We start from the raw sequence: 15,256 nt of genomic DNA on the forward strand, positions 1-15,256 counted from the left end.
ACCGGACATGGGACTGCTGTCGAAGAACCCGCTGGAGACGCTGGCGCGCGCGGAGCGGACGCTGGTCGACGCGGAATCGGTGCTGCGCCGGGTGGAGGACACCTTCGCGCGCACCGAATCCGCCCTCGACGTGGTCGGGGAGACGGTGGCCGGGGCCGCGGCCACGATGGCCCGCTCCGAGGTCGTGCTCGCCGCGGTGGACGAGCGGCTGGCCGAGCTGACCGCGTTGCTGGGGGAGGCGGTGGCGCTGCTGCGCGGGGTGCGGTCGGCGACGGGCGAACCGGAGGAGGCGGCGTGAGCGCGCCCCCGGCCACCCGCGCGGACGTGGCATTCGATCTGGCGCGCAACGAGATTCCGCACGGCGTGCCACCCGGAGTGCGGGCGGCGGTGCGGGCCGAACTGGACCGGCTCGCCCGCTATCCGGAGCCCCTCGCCCGCGAGCTGTGCGCGGCCGTCGCCGATCACCTCGGGGTCGCCGAGACCGAGGTCTTCGCCGGGCACGGCAGTTCCGGGGCGCTGACGACCGCGCTGCGGCTGGTGTCGTGGCCCGGCGCGGACGTGGTGTTCGCGACGCCGAGTTTCACCGGATACGACGCGTTGGTGCGGGCGGCGGGCGCGAGACCGCGGCCCGTGCCGGGACGGCCGGGGGCCTGGCAGCCACTGGCGGCGATGGGCGCGGCGATCGACGCCGACACGGTCGCCGTCATCGTGACCTCCCCGCACAATCCGAGCGGGGAGGCGGTCCGCGCCGACGTGCTGGCCGCGTTCCTGGAACAGGTGCCCGCCGCGGTGCTGGTGGTGCTGGACGAGGCGTATCTGGACTTCGATCAGGACTACGAGCGCGCCGACATCCTGGCGCTGGTGGCCGCGCACCCGAATCTCGTTGTGACGCGGTCGTTCTCGAAGGCGCACGGGCTGGCCGCGCTGCGCGTCGGCTACGGGGTGGGGCATCCCCGGCTCATGCGGCGGCTGCGCGCGACCCTCGTCGCCTACGACGTCGGCACGCTCGGGTCGGTCGCGGCCGTCGCGTCGCTGGGGTATCCGGACGAGCTTGCGGAACGGGTGGCTCGGGTGCGGGCGGTGCGCACCGAGCTGGTCGCGGCGGCGCGCGCGGCCGGTTTCGCCGCGCCCGACCCGTACGGCAATTTCGTCTGGCTGCCCACCCCGGACAGCGTGGCCTTGACCGCCGCGTTCGCCGCGAACGGTGTCGCGGTGTGCGACTATCCGGGCATCGGGGTGCGGATCACCGCGACCACCGCGGCGTCGGTGGCGGTGGTCGCCGAGGTGCTCGATCGGTTCGCGCGGCGGGGCCGATGACCATGGCGACCTCGGCGCGTGCCTTCACCGATTTCCAGCGGCATCCGCGGCACATGTCCTTCGCCGACTTCCTGGCGCTGACGCCGACCGAGCGGATCTGGCTGGCGCGGCGGTCCGGGGACGGCGATCCGGAACTGCCGGTGGCCGATCGGGTCCGGGTGTTCGTGGCCTTCGCCCGGCCGCGCACCTGTGTGCCGATGATCCTCGCGTTCCAGCTGGGCCTGGAATTCGCCGGGATACACCAGGATTGGCGGACCGCGCTCGGGTCGGTGGCGTTCTTCGCGATCGGGATGATCGCGAACCTGTTCAACATCTACTCCGATATCGGTGAGGACAGCGCGAATCTGCCGATGCGGGTGTTCCGGCTGATCGGCTACGGGCGGGCGCGGCTGCTGCGCGACACCGTCGCGCTGTGCGCGCTCACGCTGCTGGCGGCGGCGTTCTCCACGCCGCTGTTCCTCGGCGCGGTCGTGCTGGCGTTGGTGGGCGCGCATCAGTACTCGCTGCGGCCGCTGCGGCTCAAGGAACGGCCGGTGCTGGGGATTCTGTTGTTCGCCACGGTCGTCGCCTATCCGTTCGTCAGTATCGTGGCGCTCGCGCCGGACGCGCTTGCGCGCCTAAAGGATTGGCGGCTGCTGGTGGCGGGGCTGTATCTGCTGGTGTGGTTCTGCGCCAAGGGGCTGGTGAAGAACGTGCCCGATTTCGCGGGCGACGCGGCCGTGCGGCTGTCCACCTCGGCGACGGTGTCGGCGTCGCGGGCGCGGGCGGCGCGCACTGCGGCGGTGGTGACGCTGGTGGTGTACGCGGGGGTCGCGGTGCCGATCGCGGTGGGCGCGTTCCCGATTCGGGTGCTGTTCGCCCTGCTGTGGTTGCCGGTGATCGCGTGGCAGGGGGTGCGGCTGATCCGCGCGGACACCATGAGCGCGGGTAACGCGGTGCTGCGCACCGACATGCTGGTGTCCACCGGCTTCCTCGCCTCCCTCGTCCTGCTCATCGATCCCGCCCCCGCGAATATCGCGGTGGTGGCGGTGGGGGCGGTGTTGATCGTGGTCGCGGATCTGCTGCGCCTGGACAGCCGCACCGAGCGGGACGCGGCCGCATGAGCGGGCTCGATCATCTGCCGGGTCCGCCGGGGCGGCCGCTGCTCGGCTCGCTGATCCCGTACACCCGCGATCGCGGGGCGTTCGTGCGGGAGGCGCTGCGCGAACACGGCGATGTGTGCCGGGTGCGGCTGCCGGTGCGCGACGCCGTGCTGATCGGGCATCCCGAGGACGCGGCCCGCTATCTCAACGACACCTCCGGTGGTTTCCAGAAGCTCGGCTATCGCCTGCCGCTGCGGAACCTGGTGGGCGGGGTCGCGTTTCAGGAGGGGGAGCGGTTCCGCGCCAAGCGCAGCGCCATGGCGTCGATGTTCGCGGGGGCCTCGCTGGCGGGGGCGTTCGGCCGGGCCGCCGACACCATCGAGGGCCGCGTGGACGACGAGATCGCCGCCGCCCGGGCCGCAGACGTCGTCGATCTGCAACGAGTGGTGTCGCGGCTGGTGCTGGCGGGTCTGCTGGCGGCGCTGTTCACCGAGCCCCTGCCCGCCGCGCAGGTGCGCGTCGTGGATCAGGGATTGCGTTTGGCGACAGCGGTTTTCGGGTTCATCCGACTCACGGGCGGGCCGCCGAACCTGGTGCGCGGCCCGGACCGGATGCCGCCGCACGCGGTCGTGCGCCTCTACCGGACCGTGGCGGCGCGGGTGCGGGGGCGCCGGGCGAGCGCGCAACCGTACGACGATCTGCTCGCGGCGATGCTGGAGCTGCACGCGCGCACCGGGTCGCCCGCCGACGATCTCGGGGTCACCAATGAGCTGGTGCTGTTGCTGTCGGCGTCCTACGAGGCGATGACCTCGGCCGTCACCCACACCTTCGCGCGGGTGCTCGCCGATCCGGCGGCGACCGCACGGCTCCGCGCGGAATGCGCGACGCTCCCGCCGGGGGCGGGCATCGAGGCCGTGCGCGACTTGCGCTGGGCGCGAGCCTGTTTTGAGGAGGCGCTGCGGTTGCAGGGGTCGGCGCCGCTGCTGCGGATCGCGGCGAGGCCCTCGACCGCGCGCGGCTACCGGATCCCGTCGGGGGTGCCGCTGGTGTTCCCGCTGGCGGTGATCCACCGCGATCCGCGCTGGTGGCCGGAGCCGGATCGGTTCGCGCCCGAGCGGTTCCTCGACACCGCGCCCCGGGAGCGGCGGGCGGGACCGGTGTATCTGCCGTTCGGGACCGGGCCGCATCGCTGCCTGGCCGCCCAATTGGCCTACGGGCTGGTGCCTTTCGTGCTCGCGGCGATTCTGCGCCGGTACCGTCCGGCGCTGCCGCCGGACTGGACGATGGTCGAGCGACCGGGGCTCGCGCCGCTGCTGGCGGGCGGGCTGCCGGTGCGGCTCGGTGACCGATGAGGAGGGACGCGATGCGGGACACCACAGACGCGCTGGCGGTGCGGCATCTCATCTACGGGCGGCTGGTCTCCGACGCGGTGTGCGCCTTCGCCGCCCTCGGGCTGGCCGAACGGATCGGCGAATCAGGCTGTAGCGCAAGGGATTTGGCGTCGTACGCTGATCTGCATCCGGGGCGGTTGGCGGATCTGCTGCGGCTGCTGGCCGCGTACGATCTGGTCCGGTTCAACGGGGATCTCGTCCGGCTCACCGCGCGGGGGCGGTGTCTGCGCGCGGCGCATCCCGCCTCGGCGCTGCCTACCGCGCTGCTGGTGCGGGAGGTGGTGGGTCCGGCGTGGGGCGCGCTGGAGATCACGCTGCGCACCGGGCGGCCCGCCTTCGACGCCGTCTACGGGCGGTCGTTCTTCGCCGAGATCGACTCCGATCCCGCGCTGCGCGCGGTCTTCGACGAATCCCAGGCGCGCGGAGCCGAATCGGATCTCGACGCCGTCGTGGCGCGGGTGGCCGGACGCGGGCACGTCGTGGACCTCGGCGGCGGTGACGGTTACCTGCTCGCCCGGCTGCTCACGGAGTTCCCCGCGCTGACCGGGACGCTGATCGATCGACCCGCGGCCGTCGAACGCGCCCGGGAACGCATGCGGGACAACGGTTTCGCGTCCCGCTGCGACTGCGTGGTGGGCGACTTCTTCGCACCGCTGGACCTCGCCCTCGGCGCGGGCGAGCTGCTCATCCTGCGGCACATCTGCCACGACTGGGACGACGACGCCTGTGTGGCCCTCCTCACCCGCTGCCGCGCCGCCCTCGGCCCGGGCGCGCGGCTGCTCGTGGTCGAACACCACCAGCCCGACCCGGACGCCGACATCGACCCCATGGCGGCCCTCATGAGCCTCTACATGGCGACCGTCACCTCCGGCCGCGAACGCACCCTCGCCGAATATGAGAAGCTGCTCGGCGCGGCCGGTCTGACCGTGCTGGACAGCGGTGCCGCCGGTGGGGTGTGCGTCATCGAAGCGGGGGCGGACCGGTGAGCCTCCGGCTGCGCGAGCCCGAACCCGAAGTGGCGCGGGCACTTTCGCGATGGCTGACCGAACGGGTGGGCAGGCCGCACCCCGACCTGGGGCGGGACGGGCCGATCTGCCCGTTCGTGCTCCCGGCGCGCAGGGCGGGCGCGCTGACGCTGCTCGAACATCCGTGGCGGGGGCGGCACGAGGCGGCGCGCATGGCGGAGCTGATCGTGGCCGTCGCCGAACGGTTCGAATCCGTCCCGGGGCGCGGCGATCTCGACGCGCTGCTGGTGGTCGTCACCGGGCTGCCGCGGGAGGCGTGGTGGCTGATCGACGAGGGGCATCGGCAGGCCAAGACCGCGGTGGTGGAGCGGGGGCTGATGGTCGGGCAGTTCCATCCCGACTGCCGCGCACCGTCGGTGCACAATCCGCTGTTCGCGGTGAACACCGCGCCGTACCCGCTGTTCGCCCTGCGGCGCATGGCCGTGCACGACATCCTGTTCCTGGCCGAGGACCCGCGCTGGTTCCGGCGCTACCGGGAACTGTTCGGGCACCGGTTCACCCCGGCGGGCCGCGTCGGTGAATCACTGCGCGCCGCGTACGCGCGGGCGTGCCGGATTGAGCGGGAGGCGTCGTGGATGTCGAGTTGACCGAGGTGGTGCGCGAATACCGCATCGGCGGGCAGCGCGTGCGCGCCCTCGACGGGGTGGATCTGCGGCTGACCGGATCCCGGTTCGTCGCGCTGGTCGGTCCGTCCGGGGCGGGCAAGAGCACCCTGCTGCACCTGCTGGGAGCGCTGGACTCGCCGACCTCGGGGCGGGTGCTGATCGGCGGCACGGACATCGGGGGCCTCGGCGACGATCAGCAGGCCGACTTCCGGTTGCGCACGGTCGGATTCGTGTTCCAGGACTTCCACCTCATGCCCACCCTGTCCGCGTGGGAGAACGTGGCCCTGCCGAGGATGCTCGCCGGGCAGTCCGTGCGCCGGGCCCGCGCCGAGGCGACCCGGCTGCTCGCGCGCGTCGGCCTCGGCGACCGCGCCGCGCACCGTCCCGCCGAACTGTCCGGCGGTCAGATGCAGCGGGTCGCCATCGCCCGCGCCCTCATGATGGACCCGCCGATCGTCCTCGCCGACGAACCGACCGGAAACCTCGACACCGCAACGGGTTCGGCGATCCTCGACCTGCTCGCCGACCTCGCCCACGAATCCGGCCGCCTCATCGTCCTGGTCACCCACGACCACGACGCCGCCGCCCGCACCGACCGCACCATTACCCTCCGCGACGGCCGCATCGTCGCGGACACCGGAGCGCCGACGCTGCGGGAGGTGTCGTGATGGGGCCGGTGCCGGAATGAGCGCATTGCGGGAGGTGTCGTGCTGAACGGGTTTATGGCTCGGCTGCGGGTGCTTACCTGGCGGGATGTGGCCGCGCACGGCGGGCGCAGTGCGGCGTTGGTGGTCGTGCTCGGGGTGGCGGCGGCGTTGCTGGTGGCGGTGGTGACGACCTACTCGTCGTTGGTCGGGTCGGCGACGGCGTTGAATCGGAGCATTGCCGGGGAGTCGGATCTGGCGGTGCTCGGATATTCCGATACCGGGTTCGATCAGGAGCTGGCGGCGACCGTGGCGCGGGTGCCGGGGGTGGCGGCGGCGGTGCCGTTGTTGCGGAGCGCCGTGGGCGGCTCGGATCCGGTGACCGTGCTCGGGGTCGATCCGTCGGTGGCGCGGCTGCGGTCGCCGTTGCAGGCCGCGTTGACCGCGCAGCTGCGGGCGCATCCGGAATTGCTCGGCGGCGACGCCGTGGTGGTCGGCGCGCAGATGAATCTCGCTGTGGGGCAGACCTTCTCGTTGGGGGAGCGGCGGATGCGGGTGGCGGCGGTGGTGCCCGCCGACACCGCGGGGCGGATCAACGGCGGTCGTTTCGTCGCCGCGCCGCTGCCGCTGGCGCAGCGCGTCGCCGATCGGGCGGGGCAGGTCGACGCCGTGTTCGTCGTCGCCGGGCCGGGGGTGGCGCGGGCGGAGTTGCGGGACCGGATCGCGGCGGCCATCGACGACCGCGCCCTGGTCACGGCCGCGGATCTGAACTCGGCGCAGGTGCGCAACGCGCTCGTGCTGACCCGCAGCATCACCCTGCTGGTGGCCGCGGTGTCGCTCGTGGTGGCGGCGTTCCTCATGTTCAACGCCATGACCATGGCCGTGGCGCAACGGCGTCCGATGATCGCCGTGCTGCGGGCGGTGGGCGCGCGGCGGCGGACGGTGGCGGCCGATCTGCTCGTGGAGGCCACGCTCATCGGGGTCGCCGCGGCGGCGGTCGGGATTCCGCTGGGCCTGCTGCTGGCGAGGTGGGCCATTGGGCGGACGCCCGGATTCCTGGTGCAGGTCGTCTCCGCGCGACTGGAGTACCAGCTGACCCCGGCCGTCTTCCCGGTCGCGCTGGTGATCTGCGTCGCCACCGCCGTCGCGGCGAGCCTCATTGCCGCGCACCAGGTTTCACGGATCGCGCCGACCGAGGCATTGCGGGCCGCGGATCTCGCTCCGGGCGAACCGTTTCCGCCGCGGCTGCGCGTCATCGCGGCGCTGGTGGCGGTCGCGGGGGTCGCGGCGGCGGCGGTGATCGCGGTGCGGGCGCAGTCGGTGGTCGTGGTGGCGGCGGTCGCGGTGCTCACGGGTGGACTGCTGGCGCTGGGGCTGGCCGTGGCCGGGCCGGTGGTCGCGGCGGCGGGATGGTTGTGCCGGTGGGCCGGATCGCCCGGGCGGATGGCCGCCGCATCGATCCACCGCGCGCCGCGCCGGACCTGGGCCACCGCCATGAGCGTGGGGGTGGCGGTCACCATCGGCATCGCGGTCAACGGGTCGCTCGGGGATCTGGTCCGGTCGGCGAGCGGCACATTCGAGCCGTTGCGCGGCATCGATCTGCTGATCACCGCCGCCGGGCACGACGGTTTCCCGACCACGCCGCTGCCGCCGGACTGGGAGGCCCGGGTGCGGGCGACGCCGGGGGTGGCGACGGTGGCGGGCGGGCAGTGGGCCTATGTCACCCTCGGGGACCAGCGCGTGCAGGTCGCGGGACTCGCCGACGGGAATCCGAATATCGCCGGACTGCTCGATCCGGGCGTGCGGGCCGAGGTGCTGGCCGGGCGCGGGGTCGTGGTGTCGCGGCTGCTGGCCGACCGGTCCGGCATCCGGGTCGGGGACGAGCTGGCCGTGGGCACCCCGACCGGGATGCACCGCGTGCCCGTGCTCGGCGAATTCGGTTATCTGTCCATCGACGCCGGGGTGATCGGCATGAGCCTGGACGGGATGCGCGACTGGTTCCGGCGGCCCGGATCGACTTATCTCGCGGTCACTTTCGCGCCCGGGGCCGACGCCGCGGCCGTGCGGGCGGCGGTGCGCGACGACCTCGGCGCGGGCGCGGAACTCGCCACCGGCCGCCAGGCGTACGCCGCCAGCCTGGTCAGCGTCGATCAGGCCGGGGCCTTCGCGGTCGGGCTGCAATGGATCGTGGCGGTGCTGGCCGCCTTCGCGGTCATGAACACCCTGCTGCTCGCGGTCGTGCAGCGCCGCCGCGAGATCGGCGTGCTGCGCGCCATGGGCGCGCGGCGGCGATTCGTCACGCGGCTGGTGCTCGTCGAGGCGCTCGCGGTCGGCGTGGTCGGTGGCGGCATGGGGGTGCTCGGCGGGGAGGCGGTGCACGTGCTGGCCGATCGGGTGCTGCGGGTGCTCGCGGGCATCGACGTGCGCTACGACCTCGACCCGATCGCGTTGTGGTCCACCGGGATCGCGCTGACCGTCTGCCTGCTCGGCGCGGTGCCGCCCGCGATCCGGGCCGGGCGGCTCGACGTCATCGACGCGATCGCTGCGGAGTGAAATCGAGGCGTGCACGACGTCGTCGACGCGATCGCGGCGGAGTGAAACCGGGGCGTGTACCTTCACGGGAAGGTCCGCGGCACACCTGATGGGGAGGCTTCGATGGCACACGATCTTGTCGAATTCGACACGCAGAAGGCGCATTCGGCGCGCATGTACGACTACTACCTGGGCGGCAAGGACAACTTCGCCGCCGATCGGGAGGCCGCCTCGACGGTGATGGAGGTCTTTCCCGAGACCGCGCAGGCGGCCCGCGCCAATCGTGAATTCGTCCACCGCGCGGCACGTTTCGCGGCCCGCAACGGGATCCGGCAGTTCCTCGACATCGGCACCGGCATCCCGACCGAACCCAATCTGCACAACGCGGTGCAGGCGGTCGACCCGCGCTGCCGGGTGGTCTACGTCGACAACGATCCGCTGGTGCTCGCCCACGCGCGGGCGCTGATGTTCGGCTCGGCGGAGGGCCGCACCGACTTCGTCCCCGCCGACATCCGCGACCCGCACGTCATCCTCGAATCGGAGACGCTGCGCGAGGTGCTGGACCTGTCCCAGCCCGTCGCCCTCAACCTCGCCGCGATCCTGCACTTCGTCACCGACGAGGAGGGCGCCTACGACATCGTCCGCACCTATATGGACGCGTTCGCCCCGGGCTCCCACCTCGCCGTCACCCACGGCTCGAGCGACCTCAACCCCGAGGTGTTCGAGAAGATCGTCGGCGTCTACGCCCGAGCCGGTATGACGGTCGCGCTGCGCGACAAGGCCGCGGTCACCCGCTTCTTCGACGGCCTGGACCTCGTCGAGCCCGGCGTGGTCCCCATGCACCGCTGGCGGCCCAACCCGGACTTCTACATCCCCGAGGAACGCCTCGCCTGGGCCGACACTGCCTTCGGGGTCTGGTGCGGGGTGGGCGTCAAGCCCTGACGCGGGACGAAAGTCGTTGCGGCCGTTGCTGAATCGCCGCCCCGCAGGTCTCGGGGCAACGGGACGGGTGCGGGCGGGCGGCGAACGGCGCGGATCGATTCCGCGATTCGGCGGTCGGGAGGCGGGGTGCTGTGGAACACTCCCGATCTTGAAGGGTGCGCGGTGGGGGAGTTCTAAAAACGACTCGATCAAATGCTTGACTCATTCCAGAAAAGGGACGAGACTGGCGTTCGTGCCCACAGCCAGTGAAATCCAGCACATGTTGCGGGAGGCCGCGCTGCGCGTGACCGCCCCGCGGATGGCGGTGCTGAGCGCGGTGCACGACCATCCGCATGCCGATACCGATTCGATCATTCGCGTTGTGCGGGACCGTCTTTCGACGGTGTCGCATCAGGCGGTGTACGACTCGTTGCGCACGCTCACCCAGGCGGGGCTGATCCGGTGCATCCAGCCCTCCGGCTCGGTGGCGCGCTACGAGTCCCGCGTCGGCGACAACCACCACCACGTCGTGTGCCGGGCGTGCGGGGTGATCGCCGACGTCGACTGCGCGGTCGGCGCGGCCCCGTGCCTGACCGCGTCGGACGACCGGGGCTTCGCCATCCACGAGGCCGAGGTCGTCTACTGGGGGCTGTGCCCCGACTGCTCGGCGAAACAGGCCGAGCCGCAACGACTTTCACCGTAGCTCGCACCCACTCATGAGGAAGGAATGCCGTGACATCCGACAGCCGTCCGCCCAACCCGGCGACCGAAACCCACAGCGCCAGCGAGAGCGAGAACCCGGCGATCCCGTCGCCGACCCCGAAGACCGGGCGCCCGCACACCAACCGGGACTGGTGGCCCGAGCAGATCGACGTGTCGATCCTGCACGCGCACTCCTCGAAGTCCAACCCGCTGGGTGAGGACTTCGACTACGCCAAGGAGTTCGCCAAGCTCGACGTCGAGGCGCTCAAGGCCGACGTGGCCGCGGTGCTCACCGACTCCAAGGACTGGTGGCCCGCCGACTACGGCAACTACGGCGGCCTGTTCATCCGCATGAGCTGGCACGCCGCGGGCACCTACCGCACCTTCGACGGCCGCGGCGGCGGCGGTCAGGGCGCGCAGCGCTTCGCCCCGCTCAACAGCTGGCCCGACAACGCCAACCTGGACAAGGCGCGGCGGCTGCTGTGGCCGGTCAAGCAGAAGTACGGCAACAAGATCTCCTGGGCCGACCTGCTGGTGTTCGCGGGCAACGTGGCCCTGGACTCGATGGGCTTCCAGACCTTCGGCTTCGGCTTCGGCCGTCCCGACATCTGGGAGGCCGAGGAGGTCTACTGGGGTCCCGAGGACACCTGGCTGGGCGACGAGCGCTACAGCGGCGACCGCGAACTGGCCAACCCGCTGGGCGCGGTGCAGATGGGCCTGATCTACGTCAATCCCGAAGGGCCCAACGGCAATCCGGATCCGCTGGCCTCCGCCCGCGACATCCGCGAGACGTTCGGCCGGATGGCGATGAACGACGAGGAGACCGCCGCGCTGATCGTCGGCGGCCACAGCTTCGGTAAGACCCACGGCGCGGGCAACCCCGACCTGGTCGGCCCCGAGCCCGAGGGCGCCCCGATCGAGCAGCAGGGCCTGGGCTGGAAGAGCGCGCACGGCACCGGCAAGGGCAAGGACGCCATCACCTCCGGCCTCGAGGTGGTGTGGACCGCCACCCCGACCCGCTGGAGCAACGGCTTCCTGGAGAACCTCTACGGCTACGAGTGGGAGCTGACCAAGAGCCCCGCCGGGGCCTGGCAGTGGAAGCCCAAGGACGGCGCGGGCGAGGGCGCCATCCCCGACCCGTTCGGCGGCCCCGGCCGCACCCCGACCATGCTCACCTCGGACCTGGCGCTGCGCGAGGACCCGATCTACCGCGAGATCACCAGCCGCTGGCTGGAGCATCCCGAGGAGCTGGCCGAGGCGTTCGCCAAGGCGTGGTACAAGCTGCTGCACCGCGACATGGGTCCGGTCAGCCGCTACCTCGGCCCGTGGGTGCCCGAGCCGCAGCTGTGGCAGGACCCGGTCCCGGCCGTGGACCACGAACTGGTCGACGGGCAGGACGTGGCCGCGCTCAAGGCCAAGGTCCTCGAATCCGGTTTGACCGTGCCGCAATTGGTGAAGACGGCGTGGGCGGCGGCGGCGAGCTTCCGCAGCACCGACAAGCGCGGCGGCGCGAACGGTGCCCGGCTGCGGCTGGCCCCGCAGAAGGACTGGGAGGTCAACGAGCCCGCGGAGCTGGCCAAGGTGCTGCCGGTGCTCGAGCAGATCCAGCGCGAGTTCAACGACTCCGCCTCGGGCGGCAAGAAGGTCTCGCTGGCCGATGTGATCGTGCTGGCGGGTTCGGCCGCGGTGGAGAAGGCGGCCAAGGACGCCGGTCACGACGTGACCGTGCCGTTCGCGCCGGGCCGCACCGACGCCACCCAGGAGAACACGGATGTGGAGTCGTTCGCGGTGCTCGAACCGCGCGCCGACGGGTTCCGCAACTACGCGCGCGCCGGGGAGAAGGCCCCGCTCGAGCGGCTGCTGCTGGACCGGGCCTACATGCTCGACGTGACCGCCCCTGAGCTGACCGTCCTCATCGGCGGCCTGCGCGCGCTGGGCGCGAACTTCGGCGGCAGCGCGCACGGCGTGTTCACCGACCGTCCCGGCGTGCTGACCAACGACTTCTTCGTCAACCTCCTCGACCCCGAGGGCGTGGAGTGGAAGGCGTCGGAGACCGCGGAGAACGTCTACGAGGGCATCGACCGCTCCGGCGCGACCAAGTGGACCGCCACCGCCAACGACCTCGTCTTCGGTTCGCATTCGGTGCTGCGCGCCGTCGCCGAGGTCTACGCCCAGGCCGACGCGGGTGAGAAGTTCGTCCACGACTTCGTCGCCGCGTGGGTGAAGGTCATGAACAACGACCGCTTCGATCTGGCGTGATCGTTCGGCGCTGAGTGTCCGGGCCGGTCCTTCGGGACCGGCCCGGAGTCGTTTCCGGGGGGCGTATTTCCCGGTGCTCGAGCTGATCGGAATCGTTGACATCGCCTGAGCGCGGGCGGTTTTCGCTCGTCACCCGGGTGCGGGGAGCGGCGGGCCGAAGGTGGCCGAGCGCGGTGCGGGGGAGGAGGCCGCGCGTCTCGCGTTGCACGGCACGACAAGTCGCGCACGGACAGGAACGAGAGACGATGGCAGCGGAATCACTGCATCTGGGGGTCGCGCTGGATGGGGCGGGGTGGCATCCGGCCGCGGGGCGGGAGGGGAGTTCGCGGGGTGCGGAGGTGTTCGGGGCGGGGTATTGGACGGATCTGGTGGGGATCGCGCGGCGCGGGCTGCTGGATTTCGTGACCATCGAGGACGATCTGAGCGGGCGGGCCCGGCTGGACGCGGAGTTGATCGCGGCGCGGGTGGCGCCGGTGAGCCGGGACATCGGGTTGATTCCCACGGTGACCACGACCCATACCGAGCCGTTCCACGTGTCCAAGGCGCTGGCGACGCTGGATCACATCTCCCGGGGGCGGGCGGGGTGGCAGGTGCGGGTGGCCGGAAGCGCCGCGCAGGCACGGCATTTCGGGCGGCGCGAGGTGCGGGAGCTGACGGCGGCGGAGCGGGCGGCGGCGGTCGCGTCGGGGGAGTTCCCGCAACAGGTGCGGGAGCTGTTCGAGGAGGCGGCCGACGCGGTGGAGGTGGTGCGGCGGCTGTGGGACTCCTGGGAGGACGACGCGGAGATCCGGGATGTGGCGAACCGGCGGTTCATCGACCGGGACAAATTGCACTACATCGACTTCGAGGGCCGCTTCTTCAGCGTGCGCGGACCGTCCATCACCCCGCGCCCGCCGCAGGGGCAGCCGGTGGTGACAGCCCTCGCGCACGCGCCGCTCGTCTACGAATTCGCTTCGCGCGCCGCGGATCTGGTGTTCGTCACACCGACGCTGGCCGAGGGGCCGCGTCCGATCGTCGACCAGGTCGCCGCCGCGGCCGAGCGGGTCGGCCGGACGGGGGAACCGCTGCGCGTGTACGCCGATCTGGTGGTGTTCCTCGACGCCGACGAACCCGGCGCGCGGCGATTGGCCCGCCTCGACGAGCGCGCCGGGGCCGAATTCGCCTCGGACGCCGCCGTTTTCGCGGGCGCCGCCGAGGACCTCGCCGACCTGCTCGTGGCGTGGAGCGAACACGGGCTCGACGGGTTCCGGCTGCGGCCGGGCGTGGCCGGGGACGATCTGACCGCCGTCGCGGACCGGCTCGTGCCCGCCCTGCAACGCCGCGGCGTGTTCCGCACCGAGTATCCGGGCGGCTCGCTGCGCGGGCTGCTCGGCCTGCCCACCGATGTTCCCAACCGTTACGCGACTGCCTGAGAGGCCGGACGTGAGCACCCACCGCAAACAGATCATCCTCGGCGCCTATCTCGGCGGGGTGAACCATCACACCGCGTGGTGGCATCCGCGCGCCGGAAGCCAGATCGACTTCACCAGTTTCGAGCACACCGCCCGCACCGCCGAACGCGGCAGGTTCGACTTCTTCTTCCTCGCCGAGGGGCTGGCGTTGCGCGAACGCGCGGGCCGGATCTTCGATCAGGACATCATCGGCCGCCCCGACACCCTCACCGTGCTGGCGGCGCTCGCCGCGGTCACCGAACACCTCGGGCTGGCGGGCACGATCAACACCACCTTCAACGAGCCCTACGAGCTGGCCCGCCAGTTCGCGAGCCTGGATCACCTCTCCGGCGGCCGCGCGGCGTGGAATGTGGTGACCTCCTTCGACGCGTTCACCGGGCAGAACTTCCGCCGCGGCGGCTTCCTCGATCCCGCCGACCGGTACGTGCGGGCGGAGGAGACGCTGAAAGCCGTTCGCGCCCTGTGGGATTCGGACGGCGGTGAATTCGCCTTCAGCGGGCAGCAGTTCGATATCGCGGGCCGGTTCTCGGTGCCGCGCAGCCCGCAGGGCAGGCCGGTGATCCTCCAGGCCGGGGTGTCGCCGCAGGGCCGCGCGTTCGCCGCCGCCAACGCCGACACCATCTTCTCCCCGTACGGCAAACTGCCCGAGGCCGCGGAGTTCTACCGCGACGTCAAGGCCCGCGCGGTCGCCGCGGGCCGCTCCGCCGACGACATCAAGATCCTGCCGTCGGCGAGTTTCGTGCTCGGCGACACCGAGGCCGAGGCGGTCGAGAAGTATCACACGATCCGGGACGAGCAGGTCACCGGTCAGACCGCGCTGATCCTGTTGGAGCAGATCTGGAATCGCGACCTGTCCGGTTACGATCCCGAGGGCCCGGTCCCCGCGATCGACCCGGACCCCGACGCGCCGCCGATCATCCAGGGCCGCGCGTTCGTGCACCAGGATCGCTTCGCGACCGCGCGGCGGCTACGCGAGGTGGCCGAGGCCAAGCGGCTGAGCCTGCGCGAGGTGGTGATCGACCAGTTCGAACGCGGGGCCCTGGTGGGGACGCCCGCGCAGGTGGCCGAGCGGATCGACGAGTTCGTGCGGAACGACGGCTCCGACGGGTTCATCCTGGGCTCCCATCTGGTGCCGTGGGGTCTCGACGAATTCGTCGACCAAGTGGTGCCGCTGTTGCAGGACCGCGGGGTGCTGCGCGCGGAGTACACCGGGACCACGCTGCGCGAGAACCTGGGGTTGTCGAACGCGCGGGCCGTGGTGCCGTCCGGGGCCTGACCCCCGCGTCGCGGGGGCGCGAAAACTGGGGTCTCGCACCGGGTTTCGCGA

13 protein-coding genes are annotated in these 15,256 nt (G+C 72.1%); all 13 read left to right on the forward strand.

Annotated elements, in window-relative coordinates:
• Positions 1 to 7: 7 nt before the first annotated feature.
• The 13 genes from ACFYTQ_RS07355 (at position 8) to ACFYTQ_RS07415 (ending at position 15,205) form a co-directional block, all read left to right on the forward strand.
• A complete protein-coding gene (locus ACFYTQ_RS07355; protein ID WP_387357826.1) occupies positions 8 to 298 on the forward strand; it encodes a hypothetical protein in 291 nt (96 codons plus the stop codon).
• Positions 295 to 1,317: a pyridoxal phosphate-dependent aminotransferase gene (locus tag ACFYTQ_RS07360; RefSeq protein WP_387357828.1), complete on the forward strand. Its 1,023-nt coding sequence runs from the start codon at positions 295 to 297 to the stop codon at positions 1,315 to 1,317. The genes ACFYTQ_RS07355 and ACFYTQ_RS07360 overlap by 4 nt, the downstream gene beginning before the upstream one ends.
• Entirely contained in the window at positions 1,314 to 2,420 is a 1,107-nt protein-coding gene (locus ACFYTQ_RS07365; protein WP_387357830.1) for a UbiA family prenyltransferase, read from the forward strand. The genes ACFYTQ_RS07360 and ACFYTQ_RS07365 overlap by 4 nt, the downstream gene beginning before the upstream one ends.
• A complete protein-coding gene (locus ACFYTQ_RS07370; protein WP_387357832.1) occupies positions 2,417 to 3,751 on the forward strand; it encodes a cytochrome P450 in 1,335 nt (444 codons plus the stop codon). Before ACFYTQ_RS07365 ends, ACFYTQ_RS07370 begins: the two co-directional genes overlap by 4 nt.
• Before the next feature lie 11 nt (positions 3,752 to 3,762).
• Positions 3,763 to 4,776 carry a methyltransferase gene (locus ACFYTQ_RS07375; protein WP_387357834.1) on the forward strand — a complete coding sequence of 338 codons (1,014 nt, stop codon included), beginning with the start codon at positions 3,763 to 3,765 and terminating at the stop codon, positions 4,774 to 4,776.
• Complete coding sequence (locus tag ACFYTQ_RS07380) at positions 4,773 to 5,402, forward strand: DUF6875 domain-containing protein (RefSeq protein WP_387357836.1); 630 nt, start codon at positions 4,773 to 4,775, stop codon at positions 5,400 to 5,402. Before ACFYTQ_RS07375 ends, ACFYTQ_RS07380 begins: the two co-directional genes overlap by 4 nt.
• Positions 5,387 to 6,088, forward strand: a complete 702-nt coding sequence (locus tag ACFYTQ_RS07385; protein WP_387357838.1) for an ABC transporter ATP-binding protein — start codon at positions 5,387 to 5,389, stop codon at positions 6,086 to 6,088. The genes ACFYTQ_RS07380 and ACFYTQ_RS07385 overlap by 16 nt, the downstream gene beginning before the upstream one ends.
• A 39-nt stretch (positions 6,089 to 6,127) precedes the next feature.
• On the forward strand, positions 6,128 to 8,617 hold the full coding sequence (locus tag ACFYTQ_RS07390; RefSeq protein ID WP_387357840.1) for an ABC transporter permease: 2,490 nt from the start codon (positions 6,128 to 6,130) through the stop codon (positions 8,615 to 8,617).
• Positions 8,618 to 8,719: 102 nt separating this feature from the next.
• Positions 8,720 to 9,538 (forward strand): SAM-dependent methyltransferase, encoded by an 819-nt coding sequence (locus ACFYTQ_RS07395; protein ID WP_387357842.1) that lies wholly within the window; start codon positions 8,720 to 8,722, stop codon positions 9,536 to 9,538.
• Positions 9,539 to 9,797: 259 nt separating this feature from the next.
• Positions 9,798 to 10,220 carry a Fur family transcriptional regulator gene (locus ACFYTQ_RS07400; RefSeq protein ID WP_387357975.1) on the forward strand — a complete coding sequence of 141 codons (423 nt, stop codon included), beginning with the start codon at positions 9,798 to 9,800 and terminating at the stop codon, positions 10,218 to 10,220.
• A gap of 29 nt (positions 10,221 to 10,249) precedes the next feature.
• Positions 10,250 to 12,478, forward strand: a complete 2,229-nt coding sequence (gene katG, locus ACFYTQ_RS07405) for a catalase/peroxidase HPI (RefSeq protein ID WP_387357844.1) — start codon at positions 10,250 to 10,252, stop codon at positions 12,476 to 12,478.
• 245 nt (positions 12,479 to 12,723) lie between these two features.
• Positions 12,724 to 13,890 (forward strand): LLM class flavin-dependent oxidoreductase, encoded by a 1,167-nt coding sequence (locus ACFYTQ_RS07410; RefSeq protein WP_387357846.1) that lies wholly within the window; start codon positions 12,724 to 12,726, stop codon positions 13,888 to 13,890.
• 10 nt (positions 13,891 to 13,900) lie between these two features.
• Entirely contained in the window at positions 13,901 to 15,205 is a 1,305-nt protein-coding gene (locus ACFYTQ_RS07415; protein WP_387357848.1) for an LLM class flavin-dependent oxidoreductase, read from the forward strand.
• Positions 15,206 to 15,256: the final 51 nt, after the last annotated feature.

It is taken from the genome of Nocardia sp. NPDC004068 (assembly GCF_042874315.1).
GTDB lineage: Bacteria > Actinomycetota > Actinomycetes > Mycobacteriales > Mycobacteriaceae > Nocardia.

Bases quoted from the DNA above. Each gene is read 5' to 3' on its own strand.
- ACFYTQ_RS07355 (WP_387357826.1), top strand. From the start codon at position 8: ATGGGACTGCTGTCGAAGAACCCGCTGGAGACGCTGGCGCGCGCGGAG.
- ACFYTQ_RS07410 (WP_387357846.1), top strand. From the start codon at position 12,724: ATGGCAGCGGAATCACTGCATCTGGGGGTCGCGCTGGATGGGGCGGGG.
- ACFYTQ_RS07400 (WP_387357975.1), top strand. From the start codon at position 9,798: ATGTTGCGGGAGGCCGCGCTGCGCGTGACCGCCCCGCGGATGGCGGTG.
- ACFYTQ_RS07370 (WP_387357832.1), top strand. From the start codon at position 2,417: ATGAGCGGGCTCGATCATCTGCCGGGTCCGCCGGGGCGGCCGCTGCTC.
- ACFYTQ_RS07395 (WP_387357842.1), top strand. From the start codon at position 8,720: ATGGCACACGATCTTGTCGAATTCGACACGCAGAAGGCGCATTCGGCG.
- ACFYTQ_RS07365 (WP_387357830.1), top strand. From the start codon at position 1,314: ATGACCATGGCGACCTCGGCGCGTGCCTTCACCGATTTCCAGCGGCAT.
- ACFYTQ_RS07375 (WP_387357834.1), top strand. From the start codon at position 3,763: ATGCGGGACACCACAGACGCGCTGGCGGTGCGGCATCTCATCTACGGG.